General features: G+C 43.5%; 14 protein-coding genes. 1 reads left to right on the top strand and 13 read right to left on the bottom strand.

The window, feature by feature from the left end; all coding sequences use genetic code 11:
• Window positions 1-76: 76 nt before the first annotated feature.
• The 4 genes from F0249_RS12780 to guaB form a co-directional block, all read right to left on the bottom strand.
• Window positions 77-673, bottom strand: coding sequence for an acetate uptake transporter (locus tag F0249_RS12780; RefSeq protein ID WP_171756920.1), 597 nt, complete (start codon window positions 671-673; stop codon window positions 77-79).
• A gap of 235 nt (window positions 674-908) precedes the next feature.
• Window positions 909-2639: a chitinase gene (locus F0249_RS12785; protein WP_171756921.1), complete on the bottom strand. Its 1731-nt coding sequence runs from the start codon at window positions 2637-2639 to the stop codon at window positions 909-911.
• 228 nt (window positions 2640-2867) lie between these two features.
• Window positions 2868-4421, bottom strand: a complete 1554-nt coding sequence (gene guaA, locus F0249_RS12790) for a glutamine-hydrolyzing GMP synthase (RefSeq protein WP_113796563.1) — start codon at window positions 4419-4421, stop codon at window positions 2868-2870.
• 83 nt (window positions 4422-4504) lie between these two features.
• Window positions 4505-5968 (bottom strand): IMP dehydrogenase, encoded by a 1464-nt coding sequence (gene guaB, locus F0249_RS12795; protein ID WP_017053780.1) that lies wholly within the window; start codon window positions 5966-5968, stop codon window positions 4505-4507.
• 213 nt (window positions 5969-6181) lie between these two features.
• Between guaB and xseA the strand changes: the two genes are divergently transcribed.
• Window positions 6182-7540, top strand: coding sequence for an exodeoxyribonuclease VII large subunit (gene xseA / locus F0249_RS12800; protein WP_171756922.1), 1359 nt, complete (start codon window positions 6182-6184; stop codon window positions 7538-7540).
• A 97-nt stretch (window positions 7541-7637) separates the two neighbouring features.
• Here xseA and F0249_RS12805 read toward each other — a convergent pair whose 3' ends face one another.
• The 9 genes from F0249_RS12805 to rodZ form a co-directional block, all read right to left on the bottom strand.
• Window positions 7638-7865, bottom strand: a complete 228-nt coding sequence (locus tag F0249_RS12805) for a zinc ribbon domain-containing protein (RefSeq protein ID WP_017053778.1) — start codon at window positions 7863-7865, stop codon at window positions 7638-7640.
• Between the two features lie 4 nt (window positions 7866-7869).
• The gene (locus tag F0249_RS12810; RefSeq protein WP_113796567.1) at window positions 7870-8877 is read right to left on the bottom strand and encodes a sensor domain-containing diguanylate cyclase; all 1008 of its coding nucleotides are present in this window, start codon (window positions 8875-8877) and stop codon (window positions 7870-7872) included.
• Between the two features lie 284 nt (window positions 8878-9161).
• Entirely contained in the window at window positions 9162-10037 is an 876-nt protein-coding gene (locus F0249_RS12815) for an alanyl-tRNA editing protein (RefSeq protein ID WP_171756923.1), read from the bottom strand.
• Between the two features lie 126 nt (window positions 10038-10163).
• The gene (gene der, locus F0249_RS12820; protein ID WP_017053775.1) at window positions 10164-11648 is read right to left on the bottom strand and encodes a ribosome biogenesis GTPase Der; all 1485 of its coding nucleotides are present in this window, start codon (window positions 11646-11648) and stop codon (window positions 10164-10166) included.
• A 175-nt stretch (window positions 11649-11823) separates the two neighbouring features.
• Window positions 11824-12981 (bottom strand): outer membrane protein assembly factor BamB, encoded by a 1158-nt coding sequence (gene bamB, locus F0249_RS12825; protein ID WP_171756924.1) that lies wholly within the window; start codon window positions 12979-12981, stop codon window positions 11824-11826.
• A gap of 12 nt (window positions 12982-12993) precedes the next feature.
• Window positions 12994-13608, bottom strand: a complete 615-nt coding sequence (locus tag F0249_RS12830) for a YfgM family protein (protein ID WP_171756925.1) — start codon at window positions 13606-13608, stop codon at window positions 12994-12996.
• A gap of 107 nt (window positions 13609-13715) precedes the next feature.
• Complete coding sequence (gene hisS, locus F0249_RS12835; protein WP_017053772.1) at window positions 13716-14984, bottom strand: histidine--tRNA ligase; 1269 nt, start codon at window positions 14982-14984, stop codon at window positions 13716-13718.
• Window positions 14985-15015: 31 nt separating this feature from the next.
• Window positions 15016-16137 carry a flavodoxin-dependent (E)-4-hydroxy-3-methylbut-2-enyl-diphosphate synthase gene (ispG, locus tag F0249_RS12840; RefSeq protein ID WP_017053771.1) on the bottom strand — a complete coding sequence of 374 codons (1122 nt, stop codon included), beginning with the start codon at window positions 16135-16137 and terminating at the stop codon, window positions 15016-15018.
• Window positions 16138-16145: 8 nt separating this feature from the next.
• The gene (rodZ, locus tag F0249_RS12845; protein ID WP_171756939.1) at window positions 16146-17141 is read right to left on the bottom strand and encodes a cytoskeleton protein RodZ; all 996 of its coding nucleotides are present in this window, start codon (window positions 17139-17141) and stop codon (window positions 16146-16148) included.
• Window positions 17142-17558: the final 417 nt, after the last annotated feature.

Here is a 17558-nt window from a genome sequence, read left to right on the forward strand (position 1 = left end):
AGTGGATATGAAAAAGGGTTAGCTTAATCGCTAACCCTTTTCTTTTATCTTCTAACAATGATATTTAGACGATAACTTATGCTGTTGCAGTTTGAGCAGCAACAGTACGACCGATTGTCGGTTCGCCAACAGGCATAAAAGTACGGCCAAATTCGTTGTTCAGTACTTGTGCCATTGCAAAGTAAACTGCAGATGCACCACAGAAGATACCTTCAAAGCCAGCAATAGTGCCGATCAGTTCACTACCCGTAAAATCACGAGCCGCTAATAGGAAGAAAAGTACGGTTAGTGAAGCAAATACCACTTGTTTTGCTTTCGGGTAGCATAGTGAACCGATGAACATGAAGCCTGTAAATACGCCCCAAAGCAGTAAGTACCAACCCATGAAACCAGCAGGGCTAGCAGGAAGACCCATGTGTGGCATAACAATAAGTCCAACAAGAGTTAGCCAGAATAGACCGTATGAGGTAAATGCTGTAGTACCAAATGTATCACCACGTTTAAAGCACATCATGCCAACTAGCACTTGACTCAAACCACCGTAGAAAATACCCATTGCTAGGATCATTGAATCAATTGGGAAAAAACCTGCATTATGGATGTTAAGCAGGATTGTCGTCATACCAAAACCCATAAGGCCAAGTGGAGCCGGGTTTGCTAATTTTGTTGACATGAAGGAGTACCTTTCAAAAATATTAGTAAAAATTACGCGCGGAGTTTAATGGAGCTAAGAGGAAAAAGGAAAAGACGATAACGAAAACTAAGATTGCAAAATAACACACTAACTTGTTCACAAAGTAAACAGGCGCTAACCTAAAGATAACGCCTGCTGTTTTGGCTTATACCACTATAATTACCGGATAATCAGGATTAAGTCCTTTGGCTCACATCAAAGTACTTCATTACCTTTACTGGCACACAATTTCATCCCAGAACCAATTACTCCTCGATGGTGACTCCCATACTCCTGGGCCATTTCTTGCTATGAAACATTTTCCGAGATAAGTCACTTTCTCACCGTTACTGACTTGAGAAACGCCAGGTTTCCACTCGATATAAGTATCCGGCACTGGCGCTACAGGGGGCTCAACGACCGGTGGGTCAATAACGGGAGGTTCTGTAGGGTTAGGGTCTGTCGGCTCAGGATCTACCGGGGTTGGTTCTGTCGGTGTAGGTTCTGTTGGTATTGGGGAGCCCGAAACTAACTTCCACGGATCACCTTTCGCAGGAACATTGCCTTGTGACCACCACTTCGCTTCATAGACGCTCTCTTGAAAGCTCACCTGATCACCACCAGTATAGACTTTATTTGCATCCCAACTCTCAACACCGGGAACAGGGTTCGTTGGATCGGTAGGTTCTACAGGGTCAAGCTTATCCACCACTCGGATTTCAGGCCAATTCGCGTGAGAGCCATAAAAATTAGCCACACACTTTTCATAATCACCTTCAACTAATGCTGAATATGCCGTTTGGAAGCCGACTAACTCACATTCAAATGAGACTCCTCCAGGGCGATCCGCATAATACTTCCAGTTACCATCCCAGTTGGTATAAAGCACATCTTTTGCACCATCAAGGTTCAAACTTCCATAGGGGGTTTGCTGCCAACATGTGTTCTTTTCATCCGCTTCAACTGGAATTTGATAATAATCCGACAAGCCCTCCCAGTAACGAATGCGGTTGACAGGCTGCCCTTTATCTTGATTTTGAGCACCACACTCAATACCACCATTGATCACGTTGATTGTGGTACCAAAACCGTAACCAATACCCGCTTCTGTTTCTCGGACTGAAGGTGACCACGTTCTATCGATAACGTGTAACATCGCGGGTTTTGGTGCTTGTGGCGTTAAGAAAAACCAAATGGCAGAAGCAAGATTCAACCACGAATCCGCAACGAGACCGGGATTATTCAATAGCACGGTTGCATCGCCATCAAACATCACTTCAGAAAATGCACCGTAGTTAAAATGATAAGAGAGTTGCTTAGCACCACGACCAAAATACCCTTGACCTGCCGCGCAAGGCCAACGAGCATTTTGCCAATCGTTCTGCCCACAACCCGTGGTATACCCTGCTTGCCCTTCCGACCAACCCATTTCACGAACATGCACTAATGCTTGTTGCCACTCTTCTAAACCTTGCGGATTGTCCCAAGTGTTCTCTTTAGCAATATGCCCTCCGGTCTCCTGCGCAAAGTGTGCAAAAGCCGTCACTATCGATTTTTTACAAATGGCGTCAGAGTCTCGCCCATCGGTATACTCACCACAAAATGCGGGAAACTTACCGATAGCGCGTAAAAAGCGTTGGTATGTGTATTCTGGCGCCGCCATCTGGGTGAGAAAATCCCATTCAGGTTGAGGGAAAACATGCTCAACGCGCTTTACGTTTTCAGGATTTGAGTTCAAACCGGGCTCGATCGCTTCAACCACCGTATTGGTGCGAGTTTGTAACGCTTTCGACCAGATAGCATACATTGGGTCTGCTGTTTTCTGCTGCTCTATGGCTTGTAACTCAGCACGTGAAACAACGTAGCCCGTTGGATTTTGTGGATCTGGCTGTATATTCATAGAAGCAAGTGCAGGCTGGCTAACCGCGACCCCAACCATGACGGCAAGATAGTTAAATTTGTTCATTTACCAATCCCTTAAGGTAATAAAATCCCACTAAGCTAAACAGCAAATAGCTTATACCTGTAGCTCTGATTTAGCCGTCATTAAGGAACTGCGAGTCGGTTAGTATTAATTACGTAAGCCTAACATCTGAGTCAGGTTGGATTGATAGGTAGGTTCAAAAAAAAAGTATAAAAAAACCAGCCCGAAAGCTGGTTAATATGATTGAATCTTATCGCTTACAATTGAGGATTATTCCCACTCAATTGTTGCTGGTGGCTTACCAGAAATATCGTAAACAACACGGGAAATGCCGTTAACTTCGTTGATAATACGGTTAGATACCTTACCTAGGAAGTCGTATGGTAGGTGTGCCCAGTGAGCAGTCATGAAGTCGATCGTTTCTACAGCACGTAGAGATACAACCCAATCGTACTTACGGCCATCGCCCATTACGCCAACTGAGCGTACAGGTAGGAATACCGTGAATGCTTGAGATACTTTGTGGTAAAGGTCAGCAGCGTGAAGCTCTTCAATGAAGATAGCATCAGCACGACGCAGTAAATCACAGTACTCTTTCTTAACTTCGCCAAGTACACGAACACCTAGACCTGGACCCGGGAATGGGTGGCGGTAAAGCATGTTGTATGGAAGACCAAGCTCTAGACCAATCTTACGTACTTCATCTTTAAATAGCTCACGTAGAGGCTCAACAAGGCCCATTTCCATATCATCAGGAAGGCCACCAACGTTGTGGTGAGATTTGATTACGTGTGCTTTGCCAGTCTTAGATGCAGCAGACTCGATTACATCTGGGTAGATGGTACCCTGAGCAAGCCATTTAGCATTCTTCAGTTTCTTAGACTCTTCATCGAAGATATCGACGAATACGTGACCGATGATCTTACGTTTAGCTTCAGGATCCGCTTCCCCTTCCAGAGCGTCAAGGAAACGGTCTTCAGCATCCACTTTGATGATATTTAGCCCGAATTGGTCACCAAACATCTCCATAACCTGCTCACCTTCGTTTAAACGAAGAAGGCCGTTATCTACAAATACACATGTTAGTTTGTCACCGATAGCACGGTGGGCAAGCATTGCAACAACAGATGAGTCAACACCACCAGAAAGACCAAGGATAACTTCATCGTCACCGACTTGCTCTTTAATACGTGCAACGGCATCTTCAATGATTGACGCTGAAGTCCACAGACCTTCACAACCACAAACGTTAAGAACGAAGTTCTCAAGCATTTTTAGGCCGTTCTTGGTGTGCGTTACTTCTGGGTGGAATTGAACACCGTAGTATTTTTTCTCTTCATTCGCCATTGCAGCGTATGGACAAGTTTCTGTTTCTGCAATTTTCACGAAATCAGAAGGAATCTCTGTCACTTTATCACCGTGACTCATCCAAACATCTTGAGTCGCTTCAAGATCTTTAAATAACGCAGATTCACCCGTCACTTGAACTGCAGCGTAACCAAACTCACGCTCAGTAGACGTTGATACTTTACCGCCAAGTTGCTCAGCCATAGTCTGCATGCCGTAACATACGCCAAAGACAGGAACACCTGAATCAAATACATATTGTGGAGCACGTGGCGAGTTTTCTTCCGTTACACTTTCAGGGCCGCCTGAAAGAATAATGCCATCTGGATTAAATTCGCGAATATCTGCTTCTTCTACGTCCCAGCTCCATAGCTCACAGTAAACACCAATTTCACGGATGCGACGAGCAACAAGTTGAGTGTACTGAGAACCGAAATCTAAAATAAGAATACGTTGATCATGGATGTTAGTTGTCATTTGGGGGAAATCTCAAAAATTAATTTATTGGATGGGGACAAGATTAATCATCCCCATAAGCTTCAAAATAATGTGGTTAGCTATTAACCCAAACGATAGTTTGGCGCTTCCTTGGTAATTTGAACATCGTGTACGTGAGACTCTTTCATGCCCGCACCAGAGATACGAACAAACTCAGCTTTAGTACGCATGTCTTCAACCGTTGCTGAACCTGTCAGGCCCATGCTTGAGCGTAGACCGCCCATCTGTTGGTGAACGATCTCTTTTAGACGGCCTTTGTATGCGATACGACCTTCAATACCTTCTGGAACAAGCTTGTCTGCAGCGTTATCAGATTGGAAGTAACGGTCAGAAGAACCTTGAGACATAGCGCCAAGAGAACCCATACCACGGTATGACTTGTAAGAACGACCGTTATAAAGGATAACTTCACCCGGAGCTTCTTCAGTACCAGCGAACATTGAACCAACCATCACACAAGATGCGCCAGCAACGATAGCTTTACAGATATCGCCAGAGAAGCGGATGCCGCCATCTGCGATGACTGGAATACCGTATTCGTTTGCCACTTCAGCTGCGTCTGCGATTGCTGTTACTTGAGGAACACCAACACCAGTAACGATACGAGTCGTACAGATTGAACCTGGGCCGATACCCACTTTAACTGCACTTACACCTGCATCGATAAGAGCACGAGCGCCAGCGCCAGTTGCGACGTTACCACCGATGATTTGTAGATCAGGGTATGCGGCGCGAGTTTCGCGGATACGGTTAAGTACACCTTCAGAGTGACCATGTGAAGAGTCAATAAGTAGAACGTCTACGCCAGCTTCAACAAGAGCAGCAACACGCTCTTCATTACCCGCACCAGCACCAACAGCTGCGCCTACACGTAGGCTGCCGCGCTCATCTTTACAAGCGTTTGGTTTACGTTCTGCTTTATGGAAATCTTTTGCAGTGATCATTCCAGTTAGTTGGAAGTCATCATTAACAACAAGAACTTTTTCAACGCGCGCTTCGTGCATTTTCTCTTGAACTTCTTCACGAGTTGCACCTTCTTTAACAGAAGCAAGGCGAGCTTTAGGCGTCATTACTACGTCAACTTTCTTAGAAAGGTCAGTAACAAAGCGAACATCACGGCCAGTAATAATACCGACAAGTTCGTTATTTTCAGAAACGACAGGGAAACCAGCGAATCCATGTTTTTCTGTTAACTCTTTTACATCAAGGATAGTCGCATCAGGACGAACAGTAACCGGAGCAGAGACAACACCTGCTTCAAAGATTTTTACCAAGCGTACTTGCTCAGCTTGCTGTTCAATAGACATGTTTTTGTGGATAAAACCGATTCCACCTTCTTGCGCGAGTGCAATCGCAAGGCGCGCTTCTGTCACTGTATCCATAGATGCTGAGATCATAGGAATATTTAGTGAAATATTCTTCGTTAGCTGAGTGCGAAGATCAGCGGTATTTGGAAGAACAGTGGAGTGTGCAGGGACAAGTAAAACGTCGTCAAACGTTAAAGCTTCTTTGGCAATTCGTAGCATTTGCAATATCTCACAACATAGTTGATGTTAAAGGGAGTAAATCCCACTCTATCGTTTCGCATAATAAAGTGATTTGGATTTGATATTGCAGACGGATTATACGCACAGCGCAATCGCTTGACCACACATTTTTTTATTTTAAATTTGCATTCCCCCCCTTGCTATGTATTATCTTGCGGCTAATTTCCATATTTACGTCCCCTGAGATTAGCCGTGTCTTCCCTGAGCAATAACAATATTTTTACCGTTTCACGCCTCAACGCAGAAGTTCGCCTATTACTCGAAAATGAGATGGGGATTGTTTGGCTTGTTGGCGAAATTTCCAATTTTTCTGCGCCTGTATCTGGCCACTGGTACCTCACTCTTAAAGACTCTCGCGCTCAAGTAAAATGCGCCATGTTCCGTGGCAATAACCGCCGTGTCACATTCAAACCAGCCAATGGCAATCAAGTTCTGGTTAAAGCTCGCTTATCCCTGTACGAACCAAGGGGGGATTACCAGTTAATCATCGACAGTATGCAACCAGAAGGTGATGGTCGGTTACAACAAGAGTTCGAACAACTAAAGATGAACCTTGCGGCTGAAGGGTTATTTGCTCAAAGTAATAAACAGCCTCTTCCAGATCACCCTAAATGCGTTGGTGTTATCACCTCTAAAACAGGGGCAGCTCTGTTTGACATCCTAGATGTACTCAAACGACGAGATCCTAGCTTGCCAGTCATTGTTTACCCAACCATGGTGCAAGGCGATAGTGCCTCCATTCAAATAGCCCAGGCGATTGGACGAGCAAATGAACGTGATGAATGTGATGTATTGATCGTTGGTCGTGGCGGTGGCTCTCTAGAAGATCTATGGTGCTTTAATAACGAGATCGTTGCCCGCACAATTGCTGCGAGCAGAATCCCAATCATTAGTGCCGTAGGGCATGAAGTCGACGTTACTATTGCTGATTTTGTTGCCGATATGCGTGCTCCTACTCCTTCCGCTGCTGCAGAATTAGTCAGTAGAGATCAAGGCAACAAAACTCAGTCTATTGATAGTAGAAGACAAAAGCTTACTTCCGCGATACAGATCTACTTATCAGATCAACGCCATCAAATTCAGCACTTATCGCATACGCTAGAGAAACACCACCCTAGCTATCAATTGGAACGTCAGAGCCAGCAACTAGATGATCTGGAAAACAGATTAAACCTTTCTATTCAAAGATTTATTTCTGGGCATCAACAAGGTGTTGAACGAAAACAGCATCGTTTACAGCTTAACTCTCCAATTAGGCGATTGGCCGAGCAAAAACTAAAAATGCAGAAGGCTGAGCAGAGCTTGCTGGACGCGATGGATCGAAAGCTATTGATGACAAGGCACCAACTTGCAATGGCTGCAGAGAAGCTTGAAACAGTCAGTCCCTTAGCGACACTCAAGCGTGGGTATTCAATTACGCACTCTGGAAATAACGATAATCGTGTTATCGCATCGGTGAAAGATGTATCGGTGGGAGAAGCACTTACCACACAAGTAGAAGATGGTATTATCCACTCAAGTGTCGTCTCAATCACTCCGGCTTCAAGCTAGAAAGCGAATCATTTCCAACTTAAATGAAAAAGCCTAAATATCTCTGAAAACAAGAGAAGATATTTAGGCTTTTATCTCAATACAGTGGCAGACTACACTACTCAACGGCTGTAAATACGAACTTCACGCGTGATTTAGATTTTAATTCGTTACATGCTGCATTACAGAAGTAACTTGCAGCACCACAAGCTTGAAGCTTTTCTAACTCCGCATCACACTCAGGGCAAAACGCAGATTTTGTCCAGTGTTGATTGCAAGGTTTACATACGTAACGGCCATCCCAATCTAATTCTTGTTCGCACTTCGGGCAAATATTTCCACTCATAAGATCACCACTTCACTTTATTCTGTTTAATTTTGTACATATTTTTGTCGGCTTGAGCAATGAGAAAAGGCAGATCAACCTCTTCATTTTGCTTACTACATGCCATGCCAACACTCACTGAAAATTGATGATTATTCACGTTTAATACAGCTGCTAACTGTTCATTCAGATAAAGAAGAAACTGTTGAGCCTCTTGCTCCGAAGTAAAACAGCTAAATGCGACAAACTCATCACCACCATAGCGCCCAATTTTGGCACAGTGCACCATTGAATCCGTTAATGTATCAGCCACTTTTATTAAGATTTCATCGCCTAATTGGTGACCAAAAGTGTCATTAATATACTTAAATTTATCTATATCAATGAACAAACAGGCCATTATCTTCTGACCAAAGCAGCGCTCTTTAAGAAGCAGTGACGCTTTCTTCAATAAAGCTCGGCGATTATAACAATGAGTCAGCGAATCTCTGTCTGCATGAAATTTTAGCTGTACTTCCAGTTCATACTTCTCTAAGGCAACAGAGTACAACGAGGCTAATAAATCTAAAATCTCTAACTCAAATTCATTCGGTATGGATGGATACTCACTATAAATAGCAAATGTTCCTAATACTGAGCCTTTAGAGGTCATGATAGGAACTGACCAACATGCATGCAGATTTGCCTGTTGAGTCAACTCGGTGAATGGGGACCAGTTGGGATGTGTATTAATATCATCGACAATAATCGGTTTTTTTAAGAAAGCAGCAGCACCACACGAACCAACATTCTCACCGATAGCGACACCTTCAATGGCTTGACTATAAAAGCTAGGCAAATTGGGAGCGTATTCAAGATGCAAGGTTCCAGATTCTGAATTGAGCATTAATATCGACGCTTTACGTTTTCCAAACAGATGTTCAGTTAACTGTATGATTTCTCGATTCAGTACCGTTCGTTCCATACCAAGGGCTAATTTATGCAGTAATACGTTCACCGAACGGTGCGCGTCTAATAAAAAAAGGTATTCCATACTTAAACTGCTTTCTACTATTTATTATTTCGATGAACTCATCATGATCTATTGCGACGCGATGATAGCATAAGTATCGTACAGCGATACAGAGTGAAAGATCGTTATATGATCTTTTGCTTTATCTAGATTGATCAGCGATCTACCCCTAAAAGAATATTTATATCACCACACACCGAAAGCATAAGTTACATATGCTGCATTTCAATTCTTAGCAGACAAAAACTCTAAATAACAATGTTAGTTAAAGTATTTTCAGCATATCAAAAAGGTCGGAGTATGGCTTATATCGTTTTTACATGGGTGTGCATTTCAATATTTTGTGCATCTTTCTGGATAAGAGAAACACAGATTGAACCCAACTCGGACGTCGATGAAATATGACTTCCACCGCAAGGTATAACCGCTAAATCATGCCCTGGGAGTTGCCATTGCCAATATCTAGAGTCCGTTAAGCTTTCACCTTCTAGTCTCATGCTGACCATACTCTCTGTTGATAACCATTCACCAATTTGTTGATTAACTTTTACTTCAATATCCGCCAATTCAGTAAAAACTTCTGCAGTATTAAGCCCACGCTTTTTTAATGTTTTTCCAAGTCGATACACATCATCGCATCGGTCAGGTGTCACAAAACTGGTTTCTTGTGCGTAGCTATTAAAGTCAAAATGCCCTAAAGGATCTTTTCGATCTGCATCTTTTCGCCAGTAGCTCTGCGCAAGTACCTTGTTCAGTGCTAAAAAAGCAATGTGGCCTGCACTATGCCCACGGCTTAAGCTCTGTTGGTATTCTTTATCAACATTAAGGCAAACGACATTTCCTACATTTAAATCAGCTTCTGAGCCAGACAAGCAGTGAACGACAACAAAGCTCCAACCGTCGGTGTCGCGTTTTACAGGGATCGCTTTCCCTACATACAATGTCCCACTTTCATGTTCAACCGCCCCAACCTGACAATCTGCCACACAATATTCATGTTCGCCAAAACTGATCGTGCCTTTATCTGCCGGATGATCTGGCCAAATATGACTGACAGGGTGAAACGGCGTCTCGCTTACAACAATGTAAGTCTGATCATCTTGTCTGCTTACTAGTTGAATTTCAGACTCTAGCTGCCAAATATCGTGGCAAAACATGGTTTTTGTTGGTCTTATTTGCATGGCATAACCTTCTTAAATTAGTGTTCGTCGCTACTGAGGAGAATTATCGCCTTCAGATAGACAAAAAGCGCCCGTTATCTACATAACGAAGGCGCTTTTTTTATTCATTTCACATTTGACCGGTAACTACTTCTTACGGCCTTTCATCATTCCCATCACGCGTTTACGTTGACGTTCTTGAGATAATGTCATTTTATTTGTTTTACCTTCAAACGGGTTGTCACTGTTTTGGAACTGAATACGAATTGGTGTACCCATGATTTCCAAAGAACGACGGTAGTAGTTCATTAAGTAACGTTTGTACGAATCAGGAAGCGACTTAACTTGGTTTCCGTGAACAACAACGATTGGAGGGTTGTAACCACCCGCATGCGCGTATTTCAGTTTAACACGACGTCCACGAACCAATGGTGGTTGGTGATCATCCGTTGCCATTTTCATTATACGAGTTAGAACAGAAGTACCAACACGTGTCGTCGCTGATTTGTAAGCTTCTTGCACAGATTCGAACAAGTGACCAACACCGGTACCGTGTAGAGCTGAGATAAAGTGAATACGAGCAAAATCAACAAAGCCTAAACGGCGATCGAGCTCTTTCTTCACGCTCTCTTTTGTATCGGTATCCAAACCGTCCCATTTATTAATGGCAAGAACAATAGAACGACCAGAGTTCAGAGCAAAGCCCAGTAAGCTGAGATCTTGATCTGAAATGTTTTCACGAGCATCAATGATCAGCAACACAACGTTTGCATCTTCAACGGCTTTCAGTGTTTTCACTACTGAGAATTTTTCTACTGTTTCATTGATATTCTTACGACGACGAACACCCGCCGTATCGATCAATACATATTCACGCTCATCACGTTGCATTGGGATATAGATAGAGTCACGAGTCGTACCTGGCATATCGTATACCACAACGCGTTCTTCACCCAGAATACGGTTAGTCAGTGTTGATTTACCTACGTTTGGGCGACCAATAATTGCGAGTTTAATTGGTTGCTCTTGTAGACGTTTGTACTCTTCTTCAGCCTCAGCTTCAGTGTATTCAAGTTGCTCTTCTTCAGCATCTTCAATATCCGTCAGATCAACAATTTCACCACTTTCATTCTGAAGTTTTTCAGCAAATGGTGTCAGCGCAAGATCAATCATCGCCGTCACACCACGGCCATGAGCCGCGGCAATTTGATACATATCTGATACGCCAAGTTTCCAGAACTCAACACAAGCAGCATCCGCATCAATACCATCCACTTTATTCACGACAAGCATGAATGGCTTTTCAATTTTACGTAAATGCGTTGCAATGGCTTCATCAGAAGGTGTCAGACCCGCACGGCCATCTACCATAAATAGCACAACATCAGCTTCATCAATCGCCGCTAGCGACTGCTCAGCCATTTTAGTTTCAACACCATCTTCCGTTCCATCAATACCGCCAGTATCGATTACGATGAAATCATGTTCACCCAAATGAGCATGGCCATACTTACGGTCTCGTGTTAAACCAGGGAAATCCGCAACCAACGCATCACGAGTACGCGTCAAACGGTTAAATAACGTAGATTTACCTACATTAGGACGCCCAACAAGAGCAACAACAGGAACCATAACAACCTCTAAAATTTTCTAGTCTGATGTAGTTATAGGTAAATTCTAATACCATTCTTGGTGTATTTACCTATAACCACACAATATTTTATTTTACTGATATCCATATTTCAGTAATAAAACAGCTCCTAGCTGTTACCAACTAGGAGCCGAATGTGAATTATATCACGTTATCTTATTTGATCTGCAGTTTCTTTACATCACCATCACGTGTGACGATTAAATAACCATTTTCCAGTTCTATAGGACCAATGGCAAAACCACTGCTATCGACAAATTGCTGTGCGACAAACTCACCAGAGTTACGATCGATCCAGTGTAGATAGCCTTCGCTGTCACCCACAACGACATAGCCATTAATAAGGCTAGGTGCCGTTAGCAGTCTGTTTTCTAACTGATCATTGCTCCAAAGCTCTGTACCACTTCGAGCATCTACCGCTGCGATATGATCTTTATCAGTCACAACAAACAAGCTTCGCCCGTCACTTCCCATATCGATAGCAGAAGAGTAGTTACGCTTCCAAACTGGCTTTCCAGAACGAAGATCAATCGACATTAACTGACCATTAATACCAACGGTATACAGCTTTCCACCTAACACAATCGGAGAAGCATCGACATCAACCAACCGATCAATTTCAGTCGCGCCTTTTGGTGTTCCAACGGGTTGTTGCCAAATTAACTGACCACGTTCAACAATGGCTGCGGCTAAACGTCCGTTTGCCGTTCCCCAGAACACGCCGCCTGAAACCGCAACAGGAGAGCTATCACCACGCAATGTTAAGTTAGGAACGTCGGTGCTGATCGTCCACTTCTGCTCACCATTCTCTTTATCTAGCGCAATTAACATTCCGCGACTGGTATGAACAATGATTAAGTTATTTTCGGCCACAGGTGCCGCTAATACTTCCCCATTCACTTCAGCACGCCACGCTTCTTCACCCGTTTCTTGGTTCAAAGCAATGACTTCACCATTCTCACTACCGATGTAAACTTGACCGTAAGCGGCAACTAAACCACCGGATAAACGAGCAATCACATCTTGTTCAAGATCCGATTCCCAAATCGCTTTGCCCGTTTCAGGATCTAATGCTTTGACAACACCATCGCGACTTGCGACAAAGATTTTGTTGTAAGCTAATTCTGGCGTTAACTTCGAGAAATAGTGCCCGACACCATCACCAATCGATGCAGACCAGTCGATGCTAGGCGTAAACTCGCTCGATACCACTGGCACAGGAGCCATGATGACCGTATCTTCTTCACTTGCGCAACCTGCCATTGTACCAATGACGACAGCGCAGAGGAGAGCTTTGTTGAACATCTTTTTCATCAATGATTGCCCTTATTTAGCAAGATCATCAAGCTTAAATTTGAGGCCTTGGCTTGCATCAGCGGCTTGTTGAGCCTCAGAGTAAGCACGGTAAGCTGCGTCTTTATCACCTTGACGAAGTGCTAGATCACCACGAAGTTCCGCAACACGACCTGTCCAGCTATCATCAGTGATAGTATTGAGTTCAGCCATCGCTGCATCTAAGTTACCTTGCTCAGCTTGAATACGAGCAACGCGGTAGCTAACTAGTGGTGTTAAAGCGGCATCTTTAGTTGACGCTTTCGCCCACTCTAGTTGCTTAAGCGCGTTGTCATACTCGCCTGCATCTACTTGAACTTTTGCGAGTTGAAGTGCCGCTAATACCGAATATTCGATATCTTGGTTTTCATCAATAAAACCTTGCACTTGAGCTTGCGCGTCTGCACCTTGCTCAGTCAGTGTGGTGATGGTTTTGATGTAGCTTTCAGAAGCAAGATCGCGAGCCTCAAGAGCTGCATCTTGGTAGTAGCGCCAGCCAAAAAGACCGCCTAAGCCAAGAACTGCACCAAAAATTACCGCTTTACCGTTCTCTTTCCACCAATCTTTAATCGCTTCAACTTGTTGTTCTTCGCTATCGTAGAGTTCCACTTCCTGTCCTCTTTTATTCTGTTTCTAAAGTGGATTCAATTTGATCACTTCAGACTAATTCTAACCATTGAAGGACGAGCTTATTCTCACCCCTCAATAAATATTTTCTATAGTAAGCTGCTTAGCTTCGTTGCCGCTTCAGTTTGTGCAACAATCTCTTGCTCTCCACGAACCAAATCTTTAACGACGACGGTATTGTCTGCGACTTCACTCTCACCAAGCATCATAACCACAACGGCACCGACTTTATCTGCACGTTTAAACTGCTTCTTAAAGTTACCACCGCCAAAGTGATTCATTACTCGAACACCTGGAATGGATTCTCGTAGTTGCTCTGCGAGCTTCATTCCTGCCATCATGGTGCCTTCACCAGACGTCACGATATAAGCATCGACACTACGGCGAACATCCGTCAGCTCTAGGGTTTCCATCATCAGAACGAGACGCTCTAAGCCCATAGCAAAACCAACTGCAGGTGTTGCTTTACCACCAAGCTGTTCAACTAGGCCATCATAACGTCCACCACCACAAACAGTGCCTTGAGCACCTAAGCTTTCAGTGATCCACTCAAACACCGTGCGGTTGTAGTAATCTAAACCACGAACTAAACGCTGATTAACTTGGTATTCGATACCCGCAGCGTCAAGAAGTTCACACAAACCTGCAAAATGTTGTTTTGACTCTTCGCCTAAATATTCTGCTAGTTTTGGAGCATCCCCTAAAATCGCTTGAACCGCTGGGTTTTTAGTATCTAAAACACGCAATGGATTAGTGTGCATACGACGTTTGCAATCTTCGTCGAGTACATCCATATGCTGCTCTAAGAATGCAATCAAAGCAGTACGGTAGTTCGCGCGATCTTCTTGTGAACCAATCGAGTTAAGCTCTAAACGTACATGTTTCTCGATACCAAGTTCGCGCCATAAGCGAGCCGTCATCATGATAAGCTCAGCATCAACATCAGGCCCGTTTAGACCAAACACTTCTACACCACACTGGTGGAACTGACGGTAGCGACCTTTTTGTGGACGCTCATGACGGAACATTGGACCCATATACCAAAGGCGTTGCTCTTGGTTATACAGCAGACCATTTTCGATACCAGAGCGAACACAGCCCGCAGTACCTTCTGGACGTAAAGTTAAGCTATCGCCATTACGGTCTTCAAATGTGTACATCTCTTTTTCAACCACATCGGTGACTTCACCAATTGCACGGCTAAATAGATGCGTCATCTCAACGATTGGCATACGAACTTCGTTGTATCCATATGCGCTGATAACATTTTTAACTGCGCCTTCAACTTTTTGCCAAAGTGGAGACTGAGTTGGGAGGCAATCGTTCATGCCTCGAATTGCTTGAATAGTTTTTGCCACAATACTTACCGTAATATCTCGTTGAGAGTAATTATTCTTCTACGCTTTTCACATCAATGCGATTATTTTCATCAAGCATTGACGCTTTAGCACGAATTCTGGTTTCTAGCTGATTTACAAGATCATCATTATCGAAACGGACTTTTTGGCGTTGACCATCTTCATAGAACGCACTCTTCTTATTACCACCAGCGATTCCCATGTGAGAAACTTCCGCTTCACCTGGGCCATTGACGACGCAGCCAATGATAGAGACATCCATAGGGGTAATAATATCTTCTAAACGCTCTTCTAATGCGTTCACTGTGTTGATCACATCAAACTCTTGACGAGCACAGCTAGGACAAGCGATAAAATTAATACCGCGAGAGCGAATTCGTAGGGATTTTAATATATCAAAACCTACTTTAATCTCTTCGACAGGATCCGCAGCTAAAGAGATACGTAGCGTATCGCCAATCCCTTCCGCTAACAGCATACCAAGGCCAACAGAAGATTTAACCGCGCCAGCACGAGCACCACCCGCTTCGGTAATACCAAGATGAAGCGGTTGGATAATCTCTTTTGCTAGCAAGCGATAGGATTCAACCGCTAAAAAGACATCTGATGCTTTCACACTGACCTTAAATTGATCGAAGTTCAGACGATCTAAGATATCAACATGACGCATAGCTGATTCGACTAAAGCCGCTGGCGTTGGTTCCCCGTATTTCACTTGAATTTCTTTTTCTAGTGAGCCACCGTTAACCCCGATACGAATCGGAATGTTTTTATCACGAGCGCAGTCAACAACACTACGAATACGCTCTTCGCTCCCAATATTACCAGGGTTGATGCGCAAACAATCCACACCGTACTCCGCCACTTTTAAGGCAATACGGTAATCAAAGTGGATATCCGCAACCAGAGGAATCGATACTTGTTGCTTGATTAACTTAAATGCTTCTGCCGCATCCATTGTTGGGACAGAAACCCGAACAATATCGGCACCAACATTTTGCAGTGCTTTAATCTGAGCAACCGTTGCTTCAACATCAGTTGTTCTTGTGTTGGTCATGGATTGCACCGCAATTGGCGCACCATCACCGATCGGCACATCACCAACGTAAATACGTGATGATGGACGGCGAATAATTGGGGATTCGTATTGCATATTGGCTTCTAAGGTAAGGTGAATCTTGCTACTTTCCCTGAAGTATACCCAGAAAGGTCGACAGGTTCACTCGCAAATGTCATTGATACGCCTTCTGGCGCACCTAGAATCACTTTTACAGGTCCAATCGCGGACAATTGAATAGTCTGTCCTGCTTTTTTAACACCCGTAGAAAGTGTTTTTCCATTAGAATCTTTCAATAAGATCCAACAGTCCGATGTAAAAGTCATACTGATCGCTTTCTCATTTGAGTCAGCGGAAGTGTTCGATTCGGTGATTGGTGTGCTGATCGTAGCCGTCGCAGTTGGCTGTACCATCTTATCTTGAACTACCGGTTCTTGAATCTGCTCAGACGCGGCGATATTAGAAGATAAATCTGCTGAATCTGAGTCAACTTCAACACTGTTTGCCACAGGTACTTCAGACGTCAAATCATTTGCATCTTGAGATAGCGTATCCTCAACAGCGGGCGCGACTAACTCTTCTGATTCAGTGCTGATCGTATCAACGGCAGCTGGTTCAGCTAAATCTTTAACTTCAGCCTTGGCCTCAGTCGTTTCATTCAATGATATGGTCAGCGTATCTTGTTGCTGGTTTTGCCACCACCATAGCGAGGAAATACCCGCAATAATGGCGAAAATGCCCCAAGTCAGCTTCATAATTCTGTTGTTATGCTTCTCTACTTTGGTTTTGCGCGAGAAACTTTGCATCTCTTGCTCTTTATGTTGAGCATCGCCAGTATGATCAAGAGCGGAAAGCACCTCTTTTTCATCAAGAGAAACAGCTTTAGCGTATGATCTTAGGTAGCCACGAGTAAACGTCGCCACTTGAACGGATTCAAATTCATTATTTTCTATTTTTTGGATGGTCGAAATACGTAATCTTAAACGATCGGCTATCTGCTTTTGGCTTAACCCAAGCAGCTCACGTTTTTGTTTCAGTAGCGTTCCAGCTTCTATTTGTACTGGTGCTTGATCTGTACAGCTTTCTTGTTCCGTCGTCATCTGTAATGTACTTCTTAATCTGATATCGTCAGCTGAACTAAACACTACGCCTACCTTTTTAATTCTATTTATTGGTATATGCGTATTGACGCTCACGATATGTAAATGAATGATCTCGTGTATTACAGCTGAAAAAAGTTTTATTGTTAGTAAGTGAAATCGATAAATAGTGGTCTATTAAGCGGAAAACTAACGATTCTAAAACTCTCTACATGCTGCCGATAATCCCTATCAAACTTATTTTTTACTTCCAAGTAAAAAAGTCATGATAAGCGAATCTCATAACAAGGTAAAAACTCTGCATTAGAATTTACAGCGAACTCAAACTTTTGTCCAAAAATTAACGGAAATGTCCGAATAAACAGCGTGTTTAATTAACAAAAAGCTCGATGATCCCCCAAAACCGCGACCTAAAAT

It is taken from the genome of Vibrio sp. 03-59-1 (assembly GCF_013114135.1).
Classification (GTDB): Bacteria; Pseudomonadota; Gammaproteobacteria; order Enterobacterales; family Vibrionaceae; genus Vibrio; species Vibrio cortegadensis.

Excerpts from the sequence above, each read along its gene's own strand:
- F0249_RS12780 (WP_171756920.1), bottom strand. The coding sequence starts at position 673 with ATGTCAACAAAATTAGCAAACCCGGCTCCACTTGGCCTTATGGGTTTT.
- F0249_RS12785 (WP_171756921.1), bottom strand. The coding sequence starts at position 2,639 with ATGAACAAATTTAACTATCTTGCCGTCATGGTTGGGGTCGCGGTTAGC.
- guaA (WP_113796563.1), bottom strand. The coding sequence starts at position 4,421 with ATGACAACTAACATCCATGATCAACGTATTCTTATTTTAGATTTCGGT.
- guaB (WP_017053780.1), bottom strand. The coding sequence starts at position 5,968 with ATGCTACGAATTGCCAAAGAAGCTTTAACGTTTGACGACGTTTTACTT.
- F0249_RS12805 (WP_017053778.1), bottom strand. The coding sequence starts at position 7,865 with ATGAGTGGAAATATTTGCCCGAAGTGCGAACAAGAATTAGATTGGGAT.
- F0249_RS12810 (WP_113796567.1), bottom strand. The coding sequence starts at position 8,877 with ATGGAATACCTTTTTTTATTAGACGCGCACCGTTCGGTGAACGTATTA.
- F0249_RS12815 (WP_171756923.1), bottom strand. The coding sequence starts at position 10,037 with ATGCAAATAAGACCAACAAAAACCATGTTTTGCCACGATATTTGGCAG.
- der (WP_017053775.1), bottom strand. The coding sequence starts at position 11,648 with ATGGTTCCTGTTGTTGCTCTTGTTGGGCGTCCTAATGTAGGTAAATCT.
- bamB (WP_171756924.1), bottom strand. The coding sequence starts at position 12,981 with ATGAAAAAGATGTTCAACAAAGCTCTCCTCTGCGCTGTCGTCATTGGT.
- ispG (WP_017053771.1), bottom strand. The coding sequence starts at position 16,137 with ATGCAATACGAATCCCCAATTATTCGCCGTCCATCATCACGTATTTAC.
- rodZ (WP_171756939.1), bottom strand. The coding sequence starts at position 17,141 with ATGACGACGGAACAAGAAAGCTGTACAGATCAAGCACCAGTACAAATA.